This window comes from Komagataeibacter saccharivorans (assembly GCF_004348195.1).
GTDB classification, from domain to species: Bacteria; Pseudomonadota; Alphaproteobacteria; order Acetobacterales; family Acetobacteraceae; genus Komagataeibacter; species Komagataeibacter saccharivorans.
In genome coordinates, this window is record NZ_CP036404.1 from 2,505,692 (window position 1) to 2,531,256 (window position 25,565).

20 protein-coding genes and 2 pseudogenes are annotated in these 25,565 nt (G+C 60.0%); 15 read left to right on the plus strand and 7 right to left on the minus strand.

Translation table 11 applies throughout. The annotated features are described in order from the left end of the window. Positions 1-106: 106 nt before the first annotated feature. Entirely contained in the window at positions 107-1,381 is a 1,275-nt protein-coding gene (locus KSAC_RS11590) for an MFS transporter (RefSeq protein ID WP_207918686.1), read from the minus strand. 72 nt (positions 1,382-1,453) lie between these two features. Between KSAC_RS11590 and KSAC_RS11595 the strand changes: the two genes are divergently transcribed. The 3 genes and pseudogenes from KSAC_RS11595 to KSAC_RS11605 all read left to right on the plus strand — a co-directional run bounded on the left by KSAC_RS11595 (position 1,454) and on the right by KSAC_RS11605 (position 4,526). Next, entirely contained in the window at positions 1,454-2,023 is a 570-nt protein-coding gene (locus KSAC_RS11595) for a TetR/AcrR family transcriptional regulator (RefSeq protein WP_132305497.1), read from the plus strand. Between the two features lie 246 nt (positions 2,024-2,269). Beyond that, a pseudogene (locus KSAC_RS11600) lies at positions 2,270-3,613 on the plus strand (IS1182 family transposase). 100 nt (positions 3,614-3,713) lie between these two features. Further along, positions 3,714-4,526 (plus strand): IS5 family transposase, encoded by an 813-nt coding sequence (locus KSAC_RS11605; protein ID WP_132303502.1) that lies wholly within the window; start codon positions 3,714-3,716, stop codon positions 4,524-4,526. On the opposite strand, the pseudogene KSAC_RS11610 reads toward KSAC_RS11605, so the two are convergent. Next, a pseudogene (locus KSAC_RS11610) lies at positions 4,489-5,362 on the minus strand (integrase core domain-containing protein). The gene KSAC_RS11605 and the pseudogene KSAC_RS11610 overlap by 38 nt on opposite strands. Before the next feature lie 366 nt (positions 5,363-5,728). After that, entirely contained in the window at positions 5,729-6,430 is a 702-nt protein-coding gene (locus KSAC_RS11615) for a TetR/AcrR family transcriptional regulator (RefSeq protein ID WP_243705214.1), read from the minus strand. A gap of 190 nt (positions 6,431-6,620) precedes the next feature. Between KSAC_RS11615 and KSAC_RS11620 the strand changes: the two genes are divergently transcribed. From KSAC_RS11620 to KSAC_RS11635, 4 genes are all read left to right on the plus strand, one after another. After that, positions 6,621-7,763, plus strand: coding sequence for an efflux RND transporter periplasmic adaptor subunit (locus tag KSAC_RS11620; protein WP_102324772.1), 1,143 nt, complete (start codon positions 6,621-6,623; stop codon positions 7,761-7,763). Positions 7,764-7,769: 6 nt separating this feature from the next. Beyond that, positions 7,770-10,895 carry an efflux RND transporter permease subunit gene (locus KSAC_RS11625; protein ID WP_102324771.1) on the plus strand — a complete coding sequence of 1,042 codons (3,126 nt, stop codon included), beginning with the start codon at positions 7,770-7,772 and terminating at the stop codon, positions 10,893-10,895. Between the two features lie 4 nt (positions 10,896-10,899). Next, positions 10,900-12,396 (plus strand): efflux transporter outer membrane subunit, encoded by a 1,497-nt coding sequence (locus tag KSAC_RS11630; RefSeq protein WP_102324770.1) that lies wholly within the window; start codon positions 10,900-10,902, stop codon positions 12,394-12,396. A gap of 399 nt (positions 12,397-12,795) precedes the next feature. Further along, positions 12,796-13,461: an HAD family hydrolase gene (locus KSAC_RS11635; protein WP_102324865.1), complete on the plus strand. Its 666-nt coding sequence runs from the start codon at positions 12,796-12,798 to the stop codon at positions 13,459-13,461. A gap of 21 nt (positions 13,462-13,482) precedes the next feature. Here the strand turns inward: KSAC_RS11635 and arfB are convergent, their stop codons facing one another. Further along, positions 13,483-13,890: an alternative ribosome rescue aminoacyl-tRNA hydrolase ArfB gene (gene arfB / locus KSAC_RS11640; RefSeq protein WP_110548319.1), complete on the minus strand. Its 408-nt coding sequence runs from the start codon at positions 13,888-13,890 to the stop codon at positions 13,483-13,485. Between the two features lie 133 nt (positions 13,891-14,023). Here arfB and KSAC_RS11645 point away from each other — a divergent pair, with 133 nt between their 5' ends. From KSAC_RS11645 to KSAC_RS11650, 3 genes are read left to right on the plus strand one after another with little or no spacing between them, the layout of a single operon-like run. Continuing rightward, positions 14,024-14,308: a hypothetical protein gene (locus KSAC_RS11645; RefSeq protein ID WP_102324768.1), complete on the plus strand. Its 285-nt coding sequence runs from the start codon at positions 14,024-14,026 to the stop codon at positions 14,306-14,308. A 21-nt stretch (positions 14,309-14,329) separates the two neighbouring features. Next, positions 14,330-14,485 (plus strand): hypothetical protein, encoded by a 156-nt coding sequence (locus KSAC_RS17330; RefSeq protein ID WP_162900393.1) that lies wholly within the window; start codon positions 14,330-14,332, stop codon positions 14,483-14,485. Positions 14,486-14,513: 28 nt separating this feature from the next. Next, positions 14,514-14,786, plus strand: coding sequence for a hypothetical protein (locus KSAC_RS11650; RefSeq protein WP_118962527.1), 273 nt, complete (start codon positions 14,514-14,516; stop codon positions 14,784-14,786). On the opposite strand, the gene KSAC_RS11655 is transcribed toward KSAC_RS11650, so the two are convergent. Further along, positions 14,763-15,713, minus strand: a complete 951-nt coding sequence (locus KSAC_RS11655) for a glycosyltransferase family protein (RefSeq protein ID WP_132305499.1) — start codon at positions 15,711-15,713, stop codon at positions 14,763-14,765. The two genes, KSAC_RS11650 and KSAC_RS11655, sit on opposite strands and share 24 nt — an antisense overlap. A 197-nt stretch (positions 15,714-15,910) precedes the next feature. Here KSAC_RS11655 and KSAC_RS11660 point away from each other — a divergent pair, with 197 nt between their 5' ends. Then, entirely contained in the window at positions 15,911-17,263 is a 1,353-nt protein-coding gene (locus tag KSAC_RS11660) for a site-specific DNA-methyltransferase (protein WP_132305501.1), read from the plus strand. 9 nt (positions 17,264-17,272) lie between these two features. Here the strand turns inward: KSAC_RS11660 and KSAC_RS11665 are convergent, their stop codons facing one another. Continuing rightward, entirely contained in the window at positions 17,273-18,544 is a 1,272-nt protein-coding gene (locus KSAC_RS11665; protein WP_132305503.1) for a histidine-type phosphatase, read from the minus strand. Between the two features lie 182 nt (positions 18,545-18,726). Here KSAC_RS11665 and KSAC_RS11670 point away from each other — a divergent pair, with 182 nt between their 5' ends. From KSAC_RS11670 to KSAC_RS11685, 4 genes are all read left to right on the plus strand, one after another. After that, a complete protein-coding gene (locus KSAC_RS11670; protein WP_132305505.1) occupies positions 18,727-19,395 on the plus strand; it encodes a hypothetical protein in 669 nt (222 codons plus the stop codon). Positions 19,396-19,458: 63 nt separating this feature from the next. Beyond that, a complete protein-coding gene (locus KSAC_RS11675) occupies positions 19,459-20,916 on the plus strand; it encodes a mannose-1-phosphate guanylyltransferase/mannose-6-phosphate isomerase (protein ID WP_132305507.1) in 1,458 nt (485 codons plus the stop codon). Between the two features lie 243 nt (positions 20,917-21,159). Beyond that, on the plus strand, positions 21,160-22,170 hold the full coding sequence (gene pstS, locus KSAC_RS11680) for a phosphate ABC transporter substrate-binding protein PstS (RefSeq protein WP_165927348.1): 1,011 nt from the start codon (positions 21,160-21,162) through the stop codon (positions 22,168-22,170). A gap of 167 nt (positions 22,171-22,337) precedes the next feature. Beyond that, positions 22,338-24,005 (plus strand): OprO/OprP family phosphate-selective porin, encoded by a 1,668-nt coding sequence (locus KSAC_RS11685; protein WP_132305509.1) that lies wholly within the window; start codon positions 22,338-22,340, stop codon positions 24,003-24,005. Positions 24,006-24,527: 522 nt separating this feature from the next. On the opposite strand, the gene KSAC_RS11690 is transcribed toward KSAC_RS11685, so the two are convergent. Further along, positions 24,528-25,070: a hypothetical protein gene (locus KSAC_RS11690; protein ID WP_132305511.1), complete on the minus strand. Its 543-nt coding sequence runs from the start codon at positions 25,068-25,070 to the stop codon at positions 24,528-24,530. Positions 25,071-25,565 lie beyond the last annotated feature (495 nt).

The window sequence follows — 25,565 nt, forward strand, 5'->3', positions numbered from 1 at the left end:
AGAGTTCTCGGGAAGGTTGGCGACCGATACGCCAGAAAGCCCTGCCGAGACGCGGGCGAAGCGCACGGCCGGTCGGGTGTCGGCATCAACCATGCATCGGCTCGCCTCACTCCGCAGCGACGGCGACGCCCTGCGCCGGGGACCGCCCGATCCGCAGCGCCATCAGAGCCGCGACCACCCCGGCGATCCCACCCATTACCAGCATGTCACGATAGCTTCCCTGTGCTTGGCGCAGCACACCCGCGAGCGACGCCGCGAGGGCCGCGCCGATTTGATGACCGAACACGATCCATCCAAATACGACCGGTGCGCGTGCCTCGCCGAAGGCGGCGTTGGCGAGCCGAAGCGTCGGCGGCACCGTTGCGATCCAATCCAAGCCGTAGAACACGCCGAACAGCGCCAGACTGACGCCGTGGAAGTCTACGAATGGCAGCGCCATCAGCGACAGGCCGCGCAGTCCGTAATAGGCGAAAAGCAGCCGCCGCGCATCCATCCGGTCGGTGAGCCAGCCCGAGGCGGTGGTGCCGAACAGGTCGAAGAGCCCCATGAGCGCGAGATACCCAGCTGCCGGGACTTCATCGACGCCGTGATCAGCGCAGATCGCGATGAAATGCGTGCCGATCAGCCCGTTCGTCGTGAAGCCGCACACGAAGAACGTCAGGAACAGCAACCAGAAATCCCGCGTCGCCATAGCTTCGCGCAGCGCCGACACCGCGATGCGCAGCGGATGGCGCGACGGACGTGCGGGAGGGGCATAACCCTCCTGCGCCCCGTGCGGCACCAGTCCCAGACGCTCGGGGTGCTCGGGCAGGAATAGCACGACGAGCGGTACGAGGCCCAGGCAAACGACCGTCACGGCGATGATCGGCCCTCGCCAGCCATGCGTCTGTGCGAGGGAAGCCAGTGCCGGCAGGAACAGCAGTGACCCCGTCGCCGTGCTCGCCGCGAGCAGCCCCATGACCGTGCCGCGACGCGCCACGAACCAGCGATTGACGACCGTCGCTCCGAGCACCATTGCGACTGCCCCAGTGCCGAGACCGGTCAGCAGGCCCCAGGTGAGAAAGAATTGCCACGGCGCGGTCATGAACAGCGAAAGTGCGGACGATGCGCCGATCAGCAGAAGCGCACCGATCAGCGTGCGCCGGATACCGATCGACTGCATCAGCGCCGCCGAGAACGGTCCCACGAAACCGTAGAGGAAAATGCCTAACGCGGCGACCGATGAGACCGTGGTCCGGCTCCACCCCAACTCCATTTGCAGGGGCATCATCAGGATGCCGGGTGTCGCGCGCACGCCGGCCGACACCAGCAAGGAAAGAAAGGTGAGTGCTACGACCGCCACGAAGACGGTACCCTTGCGGATGTGAAGGTTTCTGCTCATATGACTGACCGGTAAGTTACAATACATTCAGCGTAGGTACCGGTCGGTAACATCGTCAAGCGGAAATATGTCATGAAGCGACCCACCAGCGGCGTCAGCGCCGCCGAACGTATCCGGAAATCAGCTCGCGAACTGTTCTACAGCAACGGAATACGCGGCGTCGGTGTCGACGAGATCGTGCAGAACGCGGGCGTCACCAAGCCGTCGCTCTATCGTGCCTATGAGTCCAAGGATGGCCTGGCTGCGGTCTATCTTGATGAATTCTTCCGGACCTGTCGTACGCGCTTCGAGGAGGCCGAGGCCGCCTGTCCTGACGATCCGCGCGGCCAACTCCTCGCCTATTTCGATGGTCTGGCTGAACGGGCCTCCCGTCCGGCCTATCGCGGCTGCGGGCTGACAAACGCAATTCTGGAGTTCCCCGATCGCGACCACCCGGTCCGCCAAGAGGCCGCGCGACTGAAGCAGGCGATGGCTGACTGGATCGCCTCGCGCGTCGCGCTTCTGGACGCACGTGACCCTGAGCCTCTGACCTCCGGTCTGGTGCTGCTGATGGAGGGGGTATTCGTCGCGGGACAGGCCTTCGCGCCGCCCGGCCCGGGCGCTCACGCCGGCATGGTGGCCCGTCTCCTACTTGATGTGTAAACGTTATGAAGCGCCTCTGAGCATTGGGCTCTAAGCTTCTGCTCTCGCCTTCATCCTTGTCATTCAATCAGGCTTCATGGCTTTGCAAAACCGGATGTGGCCCGAAATTATCCTTCCCGATCAGGTTACTCCGTTAGTTGTTTAGTTCCGTGGTTTGATGGGTTGGTTTGGTGATGAATCTTTCTGGCTCTAGCAGCCTGTCGGGTTGGGGTACCCTGTGAAGGGGTGAGGTTGTAAGGTGGTGAGATGAGCAGCTTCATCCCGTTTGACCGGTCTCAGCCGTATCTTCTGCCACCTGATCTGAAGTCGTGGCTTCCGGCTGATGATATGGCGCATTTCATTGTCGCAGCCGTTGAGCGGGTTCCGATGAATGCGTTCTGCGTGCCAGTGCGCACGGGAGGCAAGGCGCAGTATCATCCGCGCCTGATGTTGGCCCTTCTGATCTTCAGTTACGCGAACGGGTTGTTTTCCTCACGCCGGATCGAGAGGGCGACATATCGCGACATCGGTGTGCGCTTCGTGGCGGCGAACCTGCATCCGGATCATGATACGATTGCGACCTTCCGCCGGACGAACCGGACAGCCATTGAAGCTGCATTTGCGCAGGTCCTGCTTCTGACGCGCGAGACAGGTCTGCTGCGTCTGGGTGTCGTATCGATCGACGGCACGAAAATCGATGCCGACGCTTCGAAATACCGTTCCCTGCGTTACGACCGGATCAGGGCGCTGCGCAAACAGCTGGCGGTGGATATCGCGAAACTGCTGGAGCAGGCGGAGCACGCAGATGCCACAGATAGCGATCCGCAGGCATTGCCGGAAGAGCTGGCCCGACGGGAAATACTGAAAGCGAAGCTGGACGAAGCCTGCGCCCGGCTGGAAGCAGATGCGAAGGCGCAGGCCGAAGCTGCACGTCCGGCATACGAGAAAAAGAAGGCGCGTATGACGCAAAAACAGGGCGTCGCGGCCGGGCGCCCAAACCGCCTGATGATGAACCACTACCTGAGCGGCAGATCAGCCTGACCGATCCCGACAGCCGCCTCATGCGGCGTTCGGACGCCCACGAGTTCCGGCAGACTTACAATGCCCAGGCCGTGGTCTGCGCCGAAGGCAGTCAGCTGATCGTGACAACCGACGTTGTCGCCACGTCAGCGGACGCGCCGTCCTTTGCCAGCACCGTGCTGTCGATGGAAAACACGATCGGTCTCCCAAATACAGTGCTCGCCGACACCGCTTACGCCAACGGGCAGGCGGTCCGGGACCTGCGGAAAAAAGGCATCGATCCGCTGGTCGCCATCGGACGACCTCGCGCCCGCAGACCATATGATTTCCGCCCCCCCTCCTGAAAACAGGGAGCCGCGCTGGATAACCGAACCCTGGCGGCTTGCCATGAAGGACAGGCTGGAAACCACAGCTGCCGGAGATGTTTACAGACTACGAAAACAGACCGTTGAACCGGTCTTTGGAATTATCAAAAGCATCATGGGGTTCAGAAGATTCAGTCTGCGCAGCCTTGCAAAAGTCACGACCGAATGGACACTCGTCGCTCTCGCATACAACTGCAAAAGAATGGCACGGCTTCACGCAGCATAAGCCGGGTCAGCCTCGGTGTTATCAGCCGCAAAATGCCCAACCCGACAGGCTGCTAGAGGGTGTTATGTACTTTTTTGTGTAATTGTTGCAGAATATGTGGATGAATACTGCTCGCAAACCGTATCCGTCTGATATCAGTGACGAAGAGTGGTCTCTGATTGTTCCCTATCTCCTTCTGATGAAAGAGGATGCAGAGCAGCGACATCATGATCTGAGAGAGTTGTTCAACGGCCTGCGGTATGTGATCCGTTACGGTATAGCATGGCGCGCGATGCCGAACGATCTGCCACCGTGGACTGCGGTTTATCAGCAATCCCGGCGCTGGATGGACGCAGGATGTTTCGAGGTTGTCGTCCACGATCTCCGGGCCGTGCTGCGTCTGGCTGCAGGAAAGCAGGCCGAGCCGACAACGGCGATTATCGACAGCCGGACACTGCGCTCAACCCCTGAGAGTGGTTCACGCGCCGGGTATGATGGCGCGAAAAGAAAAAAGGGATCGAAGCTGCACATGGCGGTCGACACCCTAGGGCATCTTCTGGCCCTGCACGTCACCCCGGCAGACAGAGATGATCGGGCAGAAGTCGCTCCGCTCGCGCAAGCCATTCAGCAGGCAACAGACGGTAGCGTTGAACTGGCATGGGCTGATCAGGGCTATACCGGATCAAAACCGGCGAAAGCTGCCAGAGAGCAGGATATCACCCTCGAAATCGTCAGGCTGCCTCAGGCAAAGCGGGGTTTTGTGCTGCTGCCCCGACGATGGATCGTGGAGAGATCGTTCGCATGGGCGACACGGTGCAGAAGGCTCGTAAAAGACTACGAGCGCTGCGCCTCAACCCTCGCCGCAATGCACACCATCGCCTTCGCTGGCTTCATGCTCAGAAATGCCGCTCAACTGCTCGCCCAAAGTGCATAACACCCTCTACATTCCAGATCTTGCAGATGTATTCATAGGGTGTGAGACTGTTGAGGGTCCTGAGCCTTCGCCCGCACTTATAGGCGGCCATGAAATCATTGAGGTGCGTCCTCAACTGCTCATGACTGTTATAATGGAACCGTTTAACGGTTGCTTCCCTGACTGTACGACACGTCCGTTCGACCTGCCCATTGGTGCAGGGGTAATTGGGTTTCGTCAGGCGATGCTCGATCCCGTTGGTCTCGCAGATCATGTCGAAACACATGGAACGTGACCATGCCATACCGTGGCTACGAGGCTGCTCGGCGAACTGGATGTCATTGTCGGTCAGGATGGCATGAATCCGGTAGGGCACGACACGCAGAAGATGTTCGAGAAACTCCCAGGCTGTTCTTCTGTTGGCCTTGTCCGCGAGCTGCACCACCGCAAACTTGCTTGTCCGGTCTATGACGATGAAAAGATGCTGCTTGCCTTCAGTGGTCTGGACCTCGGCGATGTCGAGGTAGAAGAACCCGATCGGGTAGCGTTTGAAGCGCTGAGCGTGTCAGATGCGGGATGGTGGCCTGCAACGCATAAAGGCAATCATCCAGAGGCAGTAAAGCATGTCGACGAAAAGCCACGATCATCGTTTCGTCCGTCTCGGACAGGACCGTTGAGTGCGGCTCTCTGGGGCCGGTCTTCTGATCCCGGCCAGTCTGAGGCTTCCGCCACTTCGCCACCGTTTTTGGATTGATCCCGAATTCCGCGCTCAGCACCGTGAGCGAGGTTTTCGATCGCTGTATTGCTGCTCGCTTGGCGTGCGTATAGGAAAAAACAAGGATGTGTATAGGATGCAGTTGGAAAGTGTATTCCCGCGTAAGCAAGGGTGGAGCAGCGTAGGCGCGACAAGTTCGACCGAAAAGTCATCTCTAAAAAGTGATGGTGGTGGTGTAAAATTGGTGGTTTTGGCGTAAATCAGGCGATCAGGTCGTAGATCGGGACTAAAGGCTCATAACCTGAAGGCCGCAGGTTCAAATCCTGCCCCTGCAACCATACGTATCCGTCTGAAAAGACAGAAGAAAAGCCACCCAATCGGGTGGCTTTTTTGTTGTTCATAATGTGCAGCAGGAAACTCCTCTTCGGAGCCGGAGGCAGAAACGTCCTGTTGGATCACAGGGTGCCTCCGGATAACAGGCCTAATCTGATCGAAACGAATACCGGGTTCAGGCAGGGACACAGGGGCAGTTGCACCCCTGCGCGAAGCCCGCCAGAAAAATGCGTACCGCACGCTGGAAGCGTGGTCGCATGTTCTGTTCGACCCACGAGGTTTCGGATGCGCAGGCAAGGCTCTGGAGCATGAGATCGCCAATGGTCATGCCAAACAGCATATTGCTGTACATGGATATGTCGTTCACCACGTACTGCTTGTGATGGACATAGCGATCCAGCCATGTGGTCAGGATGTTGTCCTTTCCCCCCGCGCGCAGGGTGGTCAGGATGCGACGGATGTCCTCTGATTCCTGTGATTCCGTAATCAGCGCCCGGATCAGGCTTATACGGTCGGGGCGCAGGATGACGCTGCCCAGGTTCAGGAGCAGCTCCGTCAGTTCCTGTGCCGGGTCATCCATGTGGTGACACTTGTCAGGGGTGACATTGAACAGCCTGCTGCTGACCAGAGTATGAAACAGGTCCTGCTTGGATTCGAACATCTGGTACAATGTCCGCTTCGACATGCCCGAAAGCTGGGCCACCCTGTCCATGGATGCGGCGTGATAGCCACATTGCTGCAGGGCCATGCAGGCAGCATCCAGAATCCGTTCCCGGCGTTCGCATTCTTCCATTTCAGGTGGCCGACCGGGGCCGCGCCGTCGGCCGTCGCAATTGTGCGGGGCGGATAACCGCGCTTCGTGCCCGTTCTTGCTCATTCGTAATATGCTCCGACCGCTTTTGGATGGATGCGCTGCTTGACCGCCTTATGGAGACGATATAGTTTTCCATTCATTGAAAACCAAATAGTTTCGTTATTTGGCTTTCTTATGGCGGCCATGTGCAGCAGTGAGCACGGCTGTGATTCAGAAACATTTTATATAACGGCATGCAAGCCGGTTGGTGACCATGATGCAATATTCCCGTGTCGTAGCCCCGGCGGCTCTGATTCTCGGCCTTGCGGCCTGTCAGCGGCACGCTGCGCCCCCCAAAATGCCCCCACAGCCGGTCAAGGTTGTAACACTCAAGACCCAGCCGGTGGAAATTCATACTCAACTGCCCGGTCGTACCGAAGCGTTCGAAATCGCGCAGGTCCGTCCGCAGGTCAGCGGCGTTATCATGAAGCGCCTGTTTGTCGAAGGCACGGATGTCGAGGCCGGGCAGCAGCTTTATCAGATCGACCCCCGCATTTATCAGGCCGCGGTGGACGCGGCGCAGGGCCAGCTGCTCCACGCGCAGGGCGGTGAGATGACGGCACGCGCCAAGCTGAACCGTTATGGCCCGCTGCTGAAGGCCCATGCCGTCAGCCAGCAGGAATATGACGACGCCCTCGCCGCTGAACGTGAGGCCCAGGGCGATGTCGAGACGGCCAAGGGCCAGCTTGAGCGCGCCAATGTCGATCTGGGCTATACCCACATGAATGCGCCCATCAGCGGCCGTATCGGCCGTTCGATCCTGACGGTCGGCGCGCTGGTCACGACGAACCAGACGAACAATGTGGCGATCGTGACCCGGCTTGACCCGATCTATGTGGACGTGAACCTGCCCGCGACCGAACTGCTGCGCTTCCGCCGGGAACTGGCGCAGGGCAGGCTGACACGGGCGGGCGACAATGCCGCCAGCATCACCATCGCGCTGGAAGATGGCACAACGTACGAACATGCCGGTCGCATGGAGTTTTCGGAAGTAAACGTGGATGAAGCCACGGCCACGGTTGTCGTGCGTGCGGTCATGCCGAACCCGGAACGGCTGCTGCTGCCGGGCATGTATGTCCATGCCCAGCTTGCCGAAGGCGTGGACCCCGCAGCCCTGCTGGTGCCGCAGGAGGCGGTGCAGCGCAATTCACACGGTGATCCGCAGGTCTGGGTGGTCGATGCCGACAACAAGGTCAGTATCCGGTCAGTGACGGCACAGCAGGCCATTGGCACGAACTGGCTTGTGACCGACGGGATCAGGAATGGCGAACGCGTTGTCGTCGAAGGTGTGCTCAAGATCCATCCCGGCGACACGGTGACACCCATCGATGTGTCCCCGCAGGCCAAGGCAGGATAATCCCCCATGTCTCTGTCGCGCTTTTTTATCGACCGGCCCGTTTTCGCGTGGGTGATCGGTCTGATCATCATGCTGGTGGGTGGGGTGTCCATCCTGCGCCTGCCCATCGCGCAGTATCCCGCCATCGCACCGCCACAGATCGCCATCACCGTTACCTATCCCGGTGCGTCCGCGGATACGGTGAACGATACGGTGGTGCGCCCGATCCTGCAGCAGATGTTCGGGCTGGATCATCTGGAATATATTTCCGCGCAGTCCTACGCATCCGGACAGATGGAAATCGACCTGACCTTCGCGCAGGGGACCAACCCCGACATTGCGCAGGTGCAGGTGCAGAACAAGCTTCAGCTTGCGCAGCCCAAGCTGCCGACGGAAGTGACGGCGCAGGGCCTGAGCATCACGAAGGCCGTCAAGAACTTCATGATGGTTCTTGCTTTCATCTCGACCGATAACAGCATGAGCGGCGCGGATATCGCCGATTATGTGGCCTCGAACATTTCCGATCCGCTCAGCCGCGTGACCGGCGTGGGTGACCATACGCTGTTCGGCGCGGAATACGCGATGCGGATCTGGCTCGATCCGTCCAGGCTGTACAAATACAACCTGACCGTGGCTGACGTGCAGACCGCGATCCAGACACAGAACATTCAGGTTTCATCAGGTGAGCTTGGTGGCCTGCCCGCATCTTCCGGTGCGCGGCTTGACGCCACCATCATCGGGCCGACGCGCCTGCATGAGCCCGGTGAATTCGAGAAGATCCTGCTGAAAGTCCAGCCCGACGGCTCGCAGGTGCGCATTCGTGATGTCGCCCGCGTGGAACTGGGACCGCAGACCTACAATACCGATTCCTTCTACAACAACATGCCCGCTTCGGGCATGGCGCTGAAACTGGCCCCCGGTGCGAACCAGCTTCAGACGGAAAATGCGGTGCGCGCCCAGATCCATGAACTGGAACAGTTCTTCCCACCGGGGCTGAAAACCGTCTATCCGCTGGATACGGCGCCCTTCATCGTTCTGTCGATCAAGGAAGTCATCATCACGCTGATCGAGGCGATCGCCCTTGTGTTCCTTGTGATGCTGGTCTTCCTGCAGAACTTCCGCGCCACCCTTATTCCGACCATCGCCGTGCCGGTAGTACTGCTGGGCACGTTCGGCATTCTTGCCGCCCTTGGTTTCTCCATCAATACGCTGACCATGCTGGCCATGGTGCTGGCGGTTGGCCTGCTGGTGGATGACGCCATCGTGGTGGTGGAAAATGTCGAGCGTGTGATGACGGAAAAGAAGCTGTCTCCACGCGACGCCGCCCGTCAGTCAATGGATGAAATCTCGGGCGCGCTGGTCGGCATCGTGCTGGTGCTGACGGCGGTGTTCCTGCCCATGGCGGCCTTTGGTGGTTCGACAGGGGTGATCTACCGGCAGTTTTCCATCACCATCGTCGCGGCCATGTGGCTGTCGGTTCTGGTGGCCATGGTCATGACGCCCGCCCTGTGCGCCACCATGCTCAAGCCCGGCACCCATGAAAAGACCACGGGGGCCGCAGGCTGGTTCAACCGCCATTTCACGCGCCTGACCAACGGCTACCAGAAGGGGGTGACCCGCGTGCTGGGGCATGCCGGGCTGTCCATGCTGGTGTTCGTGCTGATTACCGCAGGTGTGGGCTGGCTGTTCATGCGCCTGCCCGGTGGCTTCCTGCCCGATGAGGATCAGGGTCTGATCTTCGGTCAGGTGACCATGCCTGCTGGCACGCCCATGGAACAGACGGCGGCCGTCAACCGCAAGGTGACCGACTACATCCTCAAGACCGAGGGCAAGAATGTTGAATCCGTTTACGCCATGAACGGGTTCAACTTCGCGGGGCAGGGGCAGAGTGCCGGCGCCTTCTTCATCCGCCTGAAGGACTGGGATGACCGGCCCGCCGCATCCCAGACATCGGCGGCGATCGCCATGCGCATCATGATGCATTTCTGGATGGACCCGGTGGCGCAGATATTCGCCATCAACCCGCCCGCCGTGCTGGAACTGGGCAACGCCACCGGTTTCGACCTTGAACTGGAAGATCGCGGGCATCTGGGTCATGCCAAAATGCTTGAAGCGCGTAACATGGTGCTGGGCATGGCCGCAAAGGACCATCGCCTGACCGCCGTGCGTCCCAACGGTATGGAGGATGCGCCCCAGTTCCATCTGAATATCGACCGTGAAAAAGCCAACGCGCTGGGTATTACCATCGCGGACATCAACACCACGATCGAGGGGGCGCTGGGTTCCATCTACGTCAACCAGTTCCTGCGCGATGACCGTGTGAAGCAGGTCTATATTCAGGGCACGCCTGATTCACGCATGATCCCCGATGACCTGAACAAATGGTATATCCGCAACATCACGGGCGGGATGGTGCCGTTCAACGCCTTCATATCCGGCGAGTGGATCGTCGGGCCGCAGAAGGTGGAGGATTATAACGGTCTCAACGCCTTTGAAATCCTCGGCCAGCCCGCGGCGGGTTACAGTTCGGGCGATTCCATTGCAGCCATCAAGGAAATCCTTGCCAAGCTGCCGCCGGGTGTCGGCTATGAATGGACGGGCCTGTCCTATGAACAGATGGCGTCGGGCGCTTCCACCGGTCCGCTTTACGCACTGGCCCTTGTCGTGATCCTGTTCTGTCTGGCCGCGCTGTATGAAAGCTGGGCCATTCCCTTTGCCGTGCTGCTTGTCATCCCGCTGGGCGTGCTGGGCGCGATCGTGGCGACCCTGCTGCGTGGCATGGCCAATGACGTCTATTTCCAGGTCGGGCTGCTGACTACGGTGGGGCTGGCAGTGAAGAACGCGATCCTGATCGTGGAATTCGCCAAGGCATTTTTCGAGAACGGCGCGACGCTGGAAGAATCCGTGCTGGAAGCCGGGCGGGAGCGGCTGCGTCCGATCCTGATGACGTCCATCGCCTTCGTGGTGGGTGTGTTCCCGCTGGCCATCGCCAGTGGCGCAGGCTCCGCCGCGCGTGTTGCGATCGGCACGGCGGTGGTGGGCGGCATGGTTACGGCCACGCTGCTGGCCGTATATTTCGTGCCGCTGTTTTTTGTGGTCGTGCTGCGTGTGTGCCGGGTGCGGCGCATGTCCGAACGCACGGTGGAGGAGTAAGCAGATGACCGTATTCCCCACCCTTAAGCGCGCGGGGGCGGCAGGCATCGCGGCTGTCCTGCTGGCCGGATGCACCATGATCCCGCAGTACAAGCGCCCGGCGCCACCCATGGCCAAGGCGTGGCCTGCCTATGCCAATACCGGTCAGCCCGTGCTGGAAAACCAGTTGGCGGCGGATCTTGGCTGGGCGGATTTCTTTACCGACCCGCGGCTTAAGGCGCTGATCGCCATCGCCATTCGTGAAAACCGGGACCTGCGGCAGGCGGCGGCTGACATCCGGCGCGCGCAGGGGCAGTTCGATATCCAGCATGCCGGACTGTTTCCGGCCATCGGCGGCGGTGGCGAGGCCATATTCCAGGGGCCGTCCGGTGCGGCCGGTCTGAGCTTCGCGCCGGGTCTGGACACCGGCAATCCGCCAACATTCAAATATTACCAGATGGGCATAGGCGTCTCGTCCTACGAAATCGATCTGTTCGGGCGTATCCGCAGCATGTCGCGTGAAGCGGCGGAACATGCGCTCATGCAGCGTGAAAACGCACGGGCCATGCTGATCAGCATCATCTCGCAGGTGGCGACGGCCTATATCTCATGGCTGGGGGATCAGGCATCGCTGCGCCTGTCCAATGATACCCTGGCTTCCCAGCAGGAAACGCTGGATATGGTCAAGGCCCGCTTCGCCCATGGCGAAACGGATGAGATGACCGTGCGGCAGACGGAAACGCAGGTGGCGCAGAGCGGGGCGTTCCGTGATGAGTCGCTCAGGCGCGTGGCGCAGGACGAAAACCTGCTGACGCTGCTGATCGGTCAACCGATCCCCGATAACCTGCCTCCCGCCCAGCCGCTGGGGCAGCAGACCATCATGAAGGACCTGCCCCCCGGACTGCCTGCGGACGTGCTGGAACACCGGCCCGACATCCGGGCGGCCGAGCATGACCTGCTGGCCGCCAATGCCGATATCGGTGCCGCCAAGGCCGCGTTCTATCCGCGCATCACGCTGACTGCGTCGGACGGGATCAGCAGCCTTCAGCCGCACAAACTGTTCACGTCGGCCGCGACGACATGGGGTGTATCGCCACAGTTGCAGGTTCCCCTGCTGAACTGGGGACAGAACAGCGGTAACCTCAAGGCGTCACGCGCGATGCGCGCTTCCAAGGCGGCGGCGTATGAAAAGACGGTGCAGTCCGCTTTCCGCGAGGTGGCGGATGCGCTGGCGGCGCGCGATACCTATCGTGACGAAACCGGTCGGATGGACACATACGTGACCACGACATCGGATGCGTACAGGCTGGCCATGCTGCGGTACAGGGCGGGGACGGATTCCTACCTGACCTCGCTGGTGTCGCAGCGTTCGATGCTGCAGGCGCAGCAATGGCAGATTTCCATTGCGGTTTCACGCTACCAGAACCTTGTAACCCTCTATCGGGCGCTGGGCGGCGGGTGGACCGAACATACCCCCACGCCCGTTGCGGCCAGAGGGCAGACGCCCACCCGCAAGGGATAGGAAACCGCATCCGGGTCCGATCGGTCCGGCATGGCGTACATTACGGCCCGACCATGTTATATACATGGCGGGCCGTAATAGTATTTAAGTAAATTCAGAACAATTAACAAAACATAAACATAAAATTACTTTGGATTTGTTTATGTAAACGATAAATAAACATCTAAATGAAATAAATAATAAATATCTGCTGATATTTAATATATTACGAAAAAATGTAAATTTTATCCTTCCAATCCAGAAAATCGTACCATATCTATAATGCATGGCTTCTGTCGCAATATGATTTGTTTTCCGGCGTACAAGAAGTGCATGAAAGGTAGGGTCTGAACTTTGAATTTACATAGCAAATCCGATAATCAACTGCCTGCGGCCGTGCGCCCCGATGGGGAATTGCGCATGGTTATTTTCGATTGTGACGGGGTTCTGGTCGACGGGGAATATCTGTCCACCTGCATCATGGCCCGGGAAGCCCGGAAATATGGCTGGAACATTACGGACGAGCAGGCCAATAAAATGTTTACCGGTGGCGAACTGGCCAAGATTCGCGACCGTATCGCACAGGAGAGCGGTGCGACGCTGCCCGATGACTGGGACATGCATGTGCAGAACCTCATCGTGTCCATGATGAAGACCGACGCCCAGACCGTTGATGGCGCGGAAGATATGCTCAAGGCGACACTGTCGCTCGGCCTGCCGGTGCGTATCGGTTCCAATTCGTCCATGGCGGAGATGGAGGCCAAGTTCAGCAGCACGGGTCTTGACCAGATGCTCGATGAAGAGCGCATTCATTCCGGGCGCGACCTGAACATGCCCAAGCCCCGGCCCGACCTGTATCTGTATGCGGCCGAACAGGACAATATCCCGGCGGGCAACTGCATCGTGCTGGAAGATTCCAATGCCGGTGTCGAAGCCGCCCGTCTGGCCGGTATGGCCTGCGTGCTGCTGCGTGATCTGGACAAGCCCGCGCCGGAATGGCCGGGGCTGTACCGTATCGGTCATCTGTCGGAATTCGTGCCCCTGCTGCGGCGCATCATGTCCCGGCAGAAGCGCGAAGCGGCCTGATACGTCAGGACGCGGCAGGTATCAGTCAGCATGGGGCGTGCTGCGCCCCTGCTTGATGCGGCTGCGATGCTGTTTGCTGTCCAGCCGCTTGCGCCGCTGGCTGCGCGACGGGCGCGTGGGCACGCGGTACGCCTGTACCTGACTGGCCTGTCCGATCATTTCGTGCAGGCGTGCCACCGCGTCTTCCCTGTTGCGGATCTGGCTGCGAAAGCGTCGGGCGGTCAGCACGATCACGCCATCCCCTGTCATCCGGCTGCCCGCCACCTGTATCAGGCGCTGCTTGATACGTGCGGACAGGGAAGGGGAGTTGCGGGCATCGAAACGGAGCTGGGCCGCTGTTGCGACCTTGTTGACGTTCTGCCCGCCGGGACCGGATGCCAGGATGTAGGTCACATGTAATTCATCATCGGGGATGGTGAGGGTCGACATGGCGGTTTACGGTCCTGATTGACGAATGGGGCGGCGTGCAGTGTTGGGCCGTCCTGCATGGGCCGCATTGCTGTGCAGGCTGTTTGCTATCACCATGCCTGTCCCATGATGACAAGAGCGGAGTAGCACAGCCATGAACGATCAGGCAGTCCCGGACCAGTTGCGCAAGGCCCTGGCGCAGGCAGCGGGTGATGCAGCACAGGCCAAGGTGATGCCCGTGGTCAAGATGATTGCGGCACAGCAGATCGTGGTCATGGACCTTATGCAGATGCTGGTGGATGCCAAGGTGCTGCACGCCGATGAAATCGCGGCCCGCATGCGCCATCATATCGACCATACCGATACGAAGGACATGGCGGCGCGAACCCTGTTTGAACAGGTGCGTTCACGCTTTGCATCTGCCACCCAGACGTCATGATGTTGAGGAAAGGGTTTCCCAATGGCTGATCATCCACCCGCCCTGCGCGCGGAAATCGTGGCGCTGAAGGCAGAACTGGCCCGCGTGCGCGATGAACTGGCCGCAGCACGCAGGACCATACAGGACCTGAACCTGAAACTGCGGCGTGAGCAGACACGCAGCCCCACCGCGCGATAGTTCCGACCGCTGAGAAGGTATTTCCATTATGACTGATGAACGCGATGCCGCCGGACGGCTGGTTGTCTACCCTACGGTCAGTTGTGGCGCGGAAGCGGCGCAGGATACCGTTGTGGTGCTGGACCTGTTCATGGCCACGGCGCCCGAACATATGCCCAAGGGGGACAGGCGGGTTGTAACCGTCCTGCCGCCGGAACTGGCGCTTAACCTTGCCGACCAGCTTCGCGCCGCTGCCGAACGGGTGCAGGCCGCGCATGGAGCGGACAGGGCAAAGACTTCAGGCAGCGCCCCGGCTGGCTGACAGCCTGCGCAGGCCGCTATAGCGCAGGTTGAGGGATACTTCCCCACCCGTCACGGTCGGGATGGGCATGGTGTTTTCCAGTGCGGTGCGCATGGCGGTCTGGGATGCCATATGCACTATGCCCACCGGTGCGTGCGGAAAGAACAGGTTGGCCAACTGGCCCGTCGTGCTGTCCAGCAGCCACGGGCCGATATAGTTATGGCTGTTGTCCAGAAACGTGACGGGCTGCCCGTCAATATACACTGCTAGCGCAATACAGAGCTGGTCCTGCGTAAAGGCCATGCCGCGCCGGGGCAGGATCAGGGCCTGCCAGCGGCGTAACACCGGCCAGATCGTGGCGTCCCGGCGCAGGCAGAATACACCGGCATTGAGCAGCGGCTTGGCCCCGATACGCTTGCGTATGCCAAAGGGCAGTCGCGCACGGCTGGCATTTTTATACAGGAAGGAGCGGATCTGCATCCAGCCGGGGCAGATCCAGCGTACACCCAGAAGATTGGCGATCTTGGCCCCGATTTCGGGCACGATCGCCAGTGTGCCGCCCTGTGCGGCAGCAAACATCCGTTCGATGGCCTGTCCGTCCTGCACCCATGCATCGGCATCGATCCACAGGATCAGATCGAAATCGGGCAGCATCCGGTCCAGCCATAATTTGCAGATATTGATCGCAAGGCTGGGCCTGCGTTTTACGGCCCGCGCCGGGGCGTAATCCGGGAGGTGGGGCGTGATGACCCGTATGCCCCGCGCCCGCAGCCATGCAAGCTGTTCACGGTCTATGCCGCAATCGATCACGCCCATCGGGGTATCGGTATGGTCGCGCACGGATGCGATCAGTTCCGTAACCAGTTCAAAATAGGCGCGGTCACATCCCGTCACGATAATCCGGCGGGCGGTGTCTGGGCTGTCGGGCGGTGTCATGACCACCATCATAGGCGCAAGGCCGCAAAGCGGAAATCGTCCATTATCAGGCTTTGGTATGGTGCTGTGTCACGCCCGGTTTTACGCGTTTTTCGCCAATAAATTATCACCCGTAATAGATATGCTATTATGGGTTTGCGTAGAAGCCTCCCCTTCCGTCACAGGGTGCGCGATAGTAGCCGGCACAATGCAGCAGGGATGGAGGGCACGTGGCCACGCTGGAATGGGAGGGCAAGCACGCGGTCGCGGCCTATGTGGAGCGGATGGTCCCCGGCACCCTGATGCACGATCCCGTCCTGTCATGCGGGAAGGGACGCGACCGGATCATTCAGGGCGATAATCTGGCGATTGCGCATACGTTGATGCCCGATCATGCCGGGCGGGTGGATATGGTTCTGATCGACCCGCCCTATAATACCGGGCGGCGGGACTGGCTGTATGATGACAGCGCCAGTGCGCCCCCGGCCCTGCGCTGGCTGGATGCAGCACTTGGTCCGGCTGCGCGCACCCTGTCGCGTCAGGACAGGTGGCTGTGCCTGATCTATCCGCGCCTGATCGCGCTCAAGGGCCTGCTGGCGGAAAATGGCGTGATCGCCTGCTGCATCGATGACCGCGAATATCCGCGTCTGCGCCTGCTGATGGAGGACGTATTCGGCCCGGAAAACTTCCTCGCCACTTTTGTCTGGATCAATGCGGGCAATATCGACAATCACAGCCGCATCAAAACCAACCACGAATATGTAGTGGTGTTCGCGCGTGACGCACGGCGCTTCGTGCCGGGGCGGGTGCTGGCCCCGCAGGTGGGCGCGCGCAGCAAGCTGCGGCGGCCGGTCATACGCAATACCATTATCAAGAACGGCCCCCGTAATCCGGTATCCGAACTTGTGCTGCCTGCGGGCTTTCCTGCCGCTTTTGAAGATGGCGATATCTCTCCACCCCGGCATGCAGGGTTCTGGCCGCGTTTTGATGTCCCCATGGTGGTGCGCAACAGCCGTCTGGTCGCACCTGTCGTCCTGCGCAGTGGATGGAGTTCACGCAGGCAGTGCATGGCGTTCATTGCCGGTGGCTTTCGTGACATTACGGACCGGAGGGGCCTGAAAACCCGTTTCTACCTGACCCCCAGCGGTGCGGTTTTCATGGAAAAGGACCGCAATGAGGCATCAAGCCATATCCTGACCGTGCTGGAAGGGATGGGAACCGTGCAGCAGGCGGCGGCCGATCTGGCGCGGCAGGGCGTGCGTTTTGATTACCCCAAGCCCGTACCGCTGGTGCGTTATCTGCTTGGTGCTTTATGTCCCAATCCGCATGCGCTGGTGCTTGACGCCTTTGGCGGGTCAGGCACGACCGGGCAGGCGGTCATGGAACTGAACGCCGCTGATGGCGGGACACGGCGCTTCATCCTGATGGAAAGGGATGAACGGATCGCCACCACCGTTACCCAGCCCCGTCTTGCCCATGCACTGGCGGAACAGGGCCAGCAGGATGCGGGTTTCCGCTTCTGCCGACTCGTGCCATCCGCCAGCCCCGCCTCTTCGGTCATTGCCGCGGCAGGAACGCCGTAACAGCGCGTTTTACCGGATACGGGCGGCATCCAGTCGGGCATTGAAAATCCGGCTGAAATCATCCAGTGAACAGCGTCCGTCCTGTCCGGCATGGCACGCAGTCATGGGCAGGATATCGGGCTGGGCGGTAATGGCCTGTCCCTTACGCAATGCTTCCAGCCCCTGATGAAAAATGACGGCCCGCACGCGCCGCGTCCCGTCGGGCATGCGCCATGTTTCGAATCCCAGCGTGGTATCCGGGCCGGTCGGGTCCGGCAGGTCGGGGAAAGACCAGTCCAGCCCGAAAATGGCCGCCAGCATGTCCAGTGTGGTGTCATGCCCGGCGAATACGATCATCCGCGTAGCGGCGGCAACCGGACTGCCATCGGGCAGGGTCGCAGCGTGAGCGGAGACCAGACTGGTTATCATGCGTGCAAGCCCGTGCCCGCGCGCAAACGCGAAAACCGGCATCCGGCGTAACAGGCGGCTGGCATGGTTATGGGCAGGCATGACGGCATCAATGATCCGGCGTGGCGTATCGTGCCCCCATACAATGGCGGACACAGGCAGGCCCTGCGCGTATTCCAGCAGCATGTCCTCCGCCATCTCGGCTGCGTCCTGCAGCCCCCCTGTCAGGCGGGGAGCGTCCTTCTGCCACGTTGCACCGTCCGGGGTGGTGAAGCAGGGGCCGCCCGCTTCGCATCCGTCGGGGTTTATCACGGCCTGAAGCACGCCTGACGCCCGGTCCACATCGGCGGGGCGCGTGGTACGGTCATGTGCAATAGCCATGCGGAGGTCCGTCATGATTGCGGCCTGAAGGGAGGGAGAAACCGGATCTGGCAGGCTGTTGAATAGCGGGTCATGTGTGCCTGCGGGCAGGCTGGCACCTGATACGGGACAGTCGGGTGCCATCGCATGGCCCATGATGGCGCCGCTTTCCATCGTGCGGTGCGCCGCGCTGTCAGCCCATACGTTTATCATCAGGGGCGTGCATCCCTGCCGGGGCAGCAGCCCTTCGTGCCGGTAATGCTGGCCCAGTGCCGCGGCCATCAGTGTCAGGTCGTCCCTGCCATGTGCGCTTATCTCACCTGGAGGGACCGGCCATGCGGGCCAGATCCGATGGGTCCGGGCATCAAGGTCCGTAATCGACCGGGTCGGACTGCGGATGCCATGGCGCGCGATCAGAACCACCCGTTCAAGTGTGGGGCGTGTGTCGTCCGCCGCCATCGCGGCACATGGCAGGACGCATGGCGCGCAGGCCAGAATCAGCAGGGCGGATAGCAGGAAAGCAGGCTTGGGCATGCAGCCTTATCCCACACAAAAGGGCACGGGATGGGCAGGAAATGATCCACGCATGACACGATAAGCGATGTTCTGCTAACGTGTCGTAGCTGAAAAAACGGCGCGTCCCCTGTGGGGCGGGAAACGCTTCGCCGCGTGATGCATTCCTGTTGGCGCGCGGCGCGGGCAGGGGGAAGCGGTTTATGGAACTGGTATGGACAGATCGACCCACGGGAATTGTGGCGTTCATCCGGCGGCACTGGTGGGCATGTACGGCAGTGCCGGTCCTGCTGGGGCTGGTTGGTGGTGCTGCGGCCTACCTGAACTGGACCAGCCAGAGCGACGTGAACTTCGCCCGTCATAACATCCTGATAAAACATTCGCAGGAAGAAGCGGCCTATGCCCGCCAGCTTGCCGATGATGACCAGACGATCATAAGGGACCGCCGCGTTTTTCTTGACGTGACCCGTCAGGATTTCGACCGGATCGCCCCACCGGCCCAGAAGGCGTGGCTGCTGCAGGAATATCGCAAGTTCGATATCAGCCGCGTCAAGGTTTACGACGGGCATGAAATACGTCCATTCGTGCCCGCGCCGTGTAACGTTGAATTATGTTTTGTACCAATCTTTCTCGAAGAACTGCACGACGACCCCATTCACAATACCAAATATGTGCAGGTTGGCGCGCTGGAAGACATGTCCCGCACGCTGATTATGGACGCTGAACAGTTCTGGCGACTGCGCAAACTGGTCATTCATGTCGATGCCATCCTGTTTGCGGACCGTCACCAGCAGATTGCGGATTTTGAACAGATGATGCAGCTTCGCGCCTCGCTTGATGTTCTGCGCAGGACCATGCAGAAAGTACAGTGATCGCCGCGGCGCAATATGGGTTGTGCAAATAGTTCCCAGGTCTATCCTTTTTCAGGAGTAATAATGCCCTCCTCCACTACGCAACTAGCGGAACAGCATCTGCCCGAGCCGGTGGTTCCGGTTATCCTGTCGGGCGGAAGTGGCAGCCGGCTCTGGCCCGTGTCGCGCAGTTCCTATCCCAAGCAGTTCTGGCCGCTGGTCTCGCAGCATACCATGGTGCAGGAAACGGCGCTGCGCAGTCATGGCCCCGGTTTTGCCGCGCCGATCGTGGTCTGCAATAACGAACACCGCTTCATCATGGCCGAGCAGTTGCGTGAAGTTGGCGTAACCGGCGCGCGTATCCTGCTCGAACCCATGGGACGCAATTCCGCCCCCGCCATCGTCGCCGCCGCCCTTCTGGCGGCCGAGACCGATCCCGACGCGGTCCTGTGGGTCATGGCGGCGGATGCGGCGATGATGAAGCCGGAAAATATCCGCCCCGCCCTTGATCTGGCCGTGCGCGTGGCGCATGCCGGGCGCATCGTGACCTTCGGGATGATGCCGACCAAGGCGGAAACGGGTTACGGCTATATTGAAAAGGGCGAAAGCCTGCCCGGATATGACGGCGCGTTCGCTGTTGCGCAGTTTACCGAAAAACCGGATGCGGCCCGCGCGGCCGCCATGTTTGAATCCGGCCGGTTCCTGTGGAATTCCGGCATGTTCGTCTTCACCGCCCGCACGCTGCTGCAGGAAATGGAGAAATTCGAACCTGCCATTGTCGCTGCCGTGGGGCAGGCCATGGCCGGGCGCAGGACGGATATCGATTTCGACCGGCTGGATGCGGAGGCATTTGCTGCATCGCCCGAGATATCGATCGATTACGCGGTGGCGGAACGTACGGATCTCATGACCGTCATCCCCGCCGATTTCGGCTGGTTCGATGTCGGTAGCTGGGATGCGCTGTGGGAGTTCAATCCCAAGGACAGGAACGGCAATGTCGTCAGCGGTGATGTGGTGATGAACAACACAACCAACAGCTACGTCCGGACCGATGGTATCCTTACCGCCGTCGCCGGGGTCAAGGACCTGCTGGTGGTCGTGAATGAAGATGCGGTTCTGGTTACGCATCGTGACCACGCACAGGATGTGAAAAATATCGTAGCCGAACTCAAGCGGACCCACCGCAAGGAAGCAACAGCCCACCGGCGTTGCTATCGGCCATGGGGGTTCTATGAATCGCTGATTGAAGGCAGCCGGTTCCAGGTCAAGCGGATCGTGGTGGAACCGGGACAGAAACTGTCGCTGCAGAAGCATTTCCATCGCGCTGAACACTGGGTGGTGGTGGAAGGCACGGCGCAGGTCGTCCGTAACGAGGAAACGATCCTCGTGCGGGAAAATGAAAGCGTGTACCTGCCGCTGGGCGCCGTGCACCGGCTGGAAAATCCCGGTCGCATCCCCCTGACCCTGATCGAGGTCCAGTCCGGCCCATATCTGGGGGAAGATGACATCGTGCGACTGGAAGACGTGTACAGCCGCTCCTGATCCCTTCCGGGCACAGGTGGAAAGGGGGTACGATGTGGCGACAGGCCGTGCGTGCCCCCTTTTTTATGGCCATGGGATGCGCGGCACCGGACAACTGTTGCCATGACGGAGGGGTTCATATTTCCTTCATAAAACTGTCATGGACATATCATTTTTATTTATACATCCCCTTATTTATTAATTCGCGTGTCTGCTGGATAGCCAGACATGTCTGTCTTCTTCATGTCGGAGAACATGAGTATTATGTACTTTCCTGCTCGAATTCTAACATGTGCCCTGCTGGCAACCGCCCTGCCGGTCATGGCGCATGCTGCGGATATTACAGGTGCCGGTTCCAGCTTTGCTGCACCCATCTACGGAGCCTGGGGGGCAGACAGTCGCAGTGCTGCTGGCGTTAACCTGAATTACCAGACAGTCGGGTCCAGCGCGGGCCAGAACCAGATCCTTGCCGGGACAGTTGATTTTGGCGCGTCCGACGTGCCGATGGAAACGCAGAAGCTGGAAAACGCCCATCTGTTCCAGTTCCCCACCGTCATGGGCGGCATCGTGCCGGTCATCAACCTGCCCGGCATCAATGCCAATCAGATCCAGCTTGATGGCCCGACGCTGGCTGCCATCTACCGTGGCGAGATCGAGCAGTGGAACGACCCCAAGATCGTGGCGCTGAACCCCGGCGTGAAACTTCCCGATACGGCCATCGCCACGGTGCATCGCGCCGACGGTTCGGGCACGACGGCAGTGTTCACCGGCTATCTTGCCCATGTGTCGCCTGAATGGCGCGAAGGTCAGGGCACGGGCGCTTCCATCGCATGGCCCGGCGGCATCGGCGCGCGTGGCAATGACGGCGTGGCCGCTTCCGTGCGCAATACCGAAGGCGCGATCGGCTACGTTGAATATGCCTTCGCCGCCAACGCGCACATGACCACCGTGAAGCTGAAGAACCACAGCGGCGCTTACGTGGCCCCCGGCATGGACAGCTTCAGCCGCGCTGCCGAAGCTGCGGACTGGAAGGATGCGTCCCACTTCGCCGTTGACCTGCTGGACACCAATGGCGCGGGTGCGTGGCCGATCGTGTCCCCCACCTATGTGCTGGTGCCCGTGCCCACGGCCAAGGCTGAACATGGCGCGGCGGTGCGCAAGTTCTTCGGCTACGCGCTGCAGAATGGTGATGCGGCTGCGCTGCGTCTGGATTATGTGCCGGTCCCGGCAAATGTTAAGACTGACATCCTGCGTCAGTGGGACAGCGCCAAATAATAATCCGGCAAAACCGGAAATAATAAGGAAATCCGCCCGTATTCCGGGCGGATTTTTTTATGCAATCGGCGTGTCATAAATCCTTCATAAAACTGTATTGGAAACATAACACACAGAATTGTGCGCCCATTCTAAATGAACCCATCCTTCATTACGGAATGGTTAATATGATTCGCCGGTCTGCTGTATCGCTTCTGCTGGGTTCTTCTGCCATCTGGGGTCTCTCCTCGATCAACCAGGCGTATGCGGCATCCGCGTCGGATGCGCAGATCCTCGCCCTGCAGCACGAGATGCAGGAAATGCGCCGTGAAATGTCGGGCCAGATCAGCGTGCTGCGCCAGCGCCTTGTCCGTGCGGAAGCCCACAACACCCCGGCGGTCAATGCAGCCCAGGCCCGCCGCGTGGCGGCCAGCAAGGGCCAGCCGCTGCCCGACAGCTATGCGCAGGACATCCATATCGGCGGCGACAGCGGCATGGGCGGAAACCTGGGCAGCGTGATGCAGAAGGCCGACCTGGGCACCCCGCCGTCGGATCGTGGCGTCTCGTCCTCCTGGGCGTCCTTCCGGGCGGCGAACGAGAAGGAAGAGGCCGTGCATATGGGGGGCATGATGATCGGCTTCCCCGGTGGCCGTCCCACCATCTCGTCCGAGGACGGGATGTATGCCATGTCCATCGGCCTTGCCTTCCATGAGGATATCGGCGGCTTCATGGGCATGTCGCCGCGCCGGGGCGAAACCCGTGGCGATTTCTCCAGCCTGACCGAAAACGCCCGTCGCCTGCGTATTCCCATCTCGTTCCGTTACAAGGACTGGATCGCCAACATCACGCCCGATTTCGGCAACGGCTCGGCGGACGGGTCGACCACGCTGTATGAAGCCAACGTCAACTATGCCGGTTTCCACAACACGATCCTGACGGCGGGTTACTTCCAGCCGCGCGTGACGGAAGAAGATTCCGAAAGCTCGAACGAGTTCGAGATGATGGAACGTCCCGCCATCACCGATATCGTGCGTAACATCGCGGCAGGCGATGCGCGCATGAGCATCGGTGGCCTGCATTATGACAAGCGCTGGTGGATCGCCGGTTACCTGACCGGGCAGAGCTATGGCGCGCGTAACGGTACCGGGGTGACGGACAGCCAGACGGGGGCGACCTTCCGTGTCGCGGGTCGTCCGTACATGTCCAAGGACATTGACGTGCATGTCGGCCTGTCGGCCATCAGCGCCTTCAAGGTTGCGGAAAAGAGTAATGGCCGCAGCTACGCCTTTGCCGAAGGGCCGGAAGTCAACCTGACGACGACGAAGTTCCTGAACCAGACTGTGGGCAATGTGGGCAGCATCTGGTCGGCGGGTCCCGAACTGGGCTTCCGCTGGAAGCGGCTGGTGCTGAAGGGTGAATACTACCATATCGGCGTCACCCGTGGCGACAATACCGGCGGCAATGTCGGCAACCAGCAGAGCGTGAACTTCTCCGGTTATTACGGCGCTGCCAATTATACCCTGTTCGGCAAGGGCCGAAGCTACAACATCAAGGAAGGCGCCTTCGCGGCGCCGGGTGTGGACCATGTGTTCGACCCGCTGCACGGGTACTGGGGCGCGCTGGAACTGTCCGCGCGGTACAGCGTGGCGGACCTGAACAGTGGCCTGAACACGGCAGGCGCCGTGCGCGGTGGGCAGCAGACGGTCTGGTCGGCGGGGCTGAACTGGTATCCCAACCGTCACTTCCGCTTCATGCTTGACTTCAACCACATCATCGTCAGCCGCAACAGCCAGCTTTACGATCTGGTCGGGCGGGACGGAAACTCCGTCGCCGGACGTATTCAGGCCGCTTTCTAAAATATTGTCTGAAAAGAAATATTCATAAAAAACGGCGAAATATTTTGGGTGTTGCCTCTTTTTAAAGAGGCAACACCTTTCGAAATTTTTTGAAAAAGCTTCACAAAAAACTTTATTATGATTTCTGTCTGTTTTTTTTGGATATAATATTTAATGTGACCATGTAAAATGGTCCCATGATGTAAGTATATTTCCGTCTGTTAAAAGACAGGTGGGAGTATTGTCATGATACGTCCGTATGATACCTTGGATGGACTGGCATTACGTAGCATGGGAAGAGCGTTTCCTATAACTGCGGATGCACCATCGGGCCGGGCTACATTCTTTCACCTGCCGCGCCGTGGCATTTTTGGTCCCGCTGACGACCCGGATTCCGGGGGCGTGTCACACAGGGGCAGCCTGTCGCACAGTCCCTCGTGTCCGCTATGTTGCGCGGCTTGGGAGCGACCAACCGGCTACGGAATGCCCGATCCGGGTGGTTTAAGTCCCGTCACCGAAAAAACTGTCGTCAGTAACAGGCGTTTACTGCAGCCATTCCTGCTCGTCATCAAGATCATGCAGCAGGGCCTGCGTCAGGGCCTGATGGGATTGGATCAGTTTCACATTGTCCCGGTTAAGCGCAGGTGCATCCTTTCTGGATCGAGGTGTTTCCTGCATCCGCGCGGCGGTCATTTCAAAGGTGGTCAGCGCCATGACAAAATCCTGCGCCGACATGTTGTACTGCTGAAGGATGGGCTGAAGTTCCGGCATGGCCTGCGTGCGGCGGATGGTCGTCGCCAGCGTCATGTTCTGGGTCTGGGTCGGGGCCGTGATATGGGCGCGCCTGATCTGGCGGACCATGGGAAGCATGCGGGCAAAGAAATCCGTAGGCAGTCTGTATTGCGCCACGGTCTGTATATCGTGCTGGAGTGCTTCATGCACGGCGCGCTGGATTTCCGCCTTCTGTTCGGCGGTCGGCCCACGCTGTTCGGTCTGCTGGGCGGCAGCAGGGCCAACCGGCAGGCTGGTCACCACAAGGATAAGGGCCGTAACCAGAAGGGGCAGGCGCGGGGAATAGGCAATCATGATCGGTCGTTCCATTCGCCCCGGGCGACGGGGGCACAAATATCATCATGGCTGATAGCATCCATGCTGATTTTGCGGGACCTGATCGTCCAGTCAATACGGAAGAAACCGGGGATAATACGGATCGGTTTTTCGGATCATCATTCAACGTGGCGGCGCATATTCCGGCGCTCACGTCAGGCCATAAAGCCTCGTTCCGAAAGGTGGTGTCCGCGGCGGGATTCGAACCCACGGCCCCAGGATTCATACCACTTCGACTTTCGCCGCCGCCATGAAGCCATGGCGTTCGTGGTCTGGACTGTCCCTTCACCATGGGCCGCGAACGGCCTGCAGGTGCTGCCCATCCAGTCTCTACACCTTGCCGGGTGAACCGGCCTTGGCTCGGGATTGGCACGGTATGAAACCAGAGCGTTCCCCGAATTTGAGCAGATCCGTCACGTGGTTTCCCGTCGTGACGCCCAATTGAAAACCAGGAATCCTGTGCTCTATCCGGCT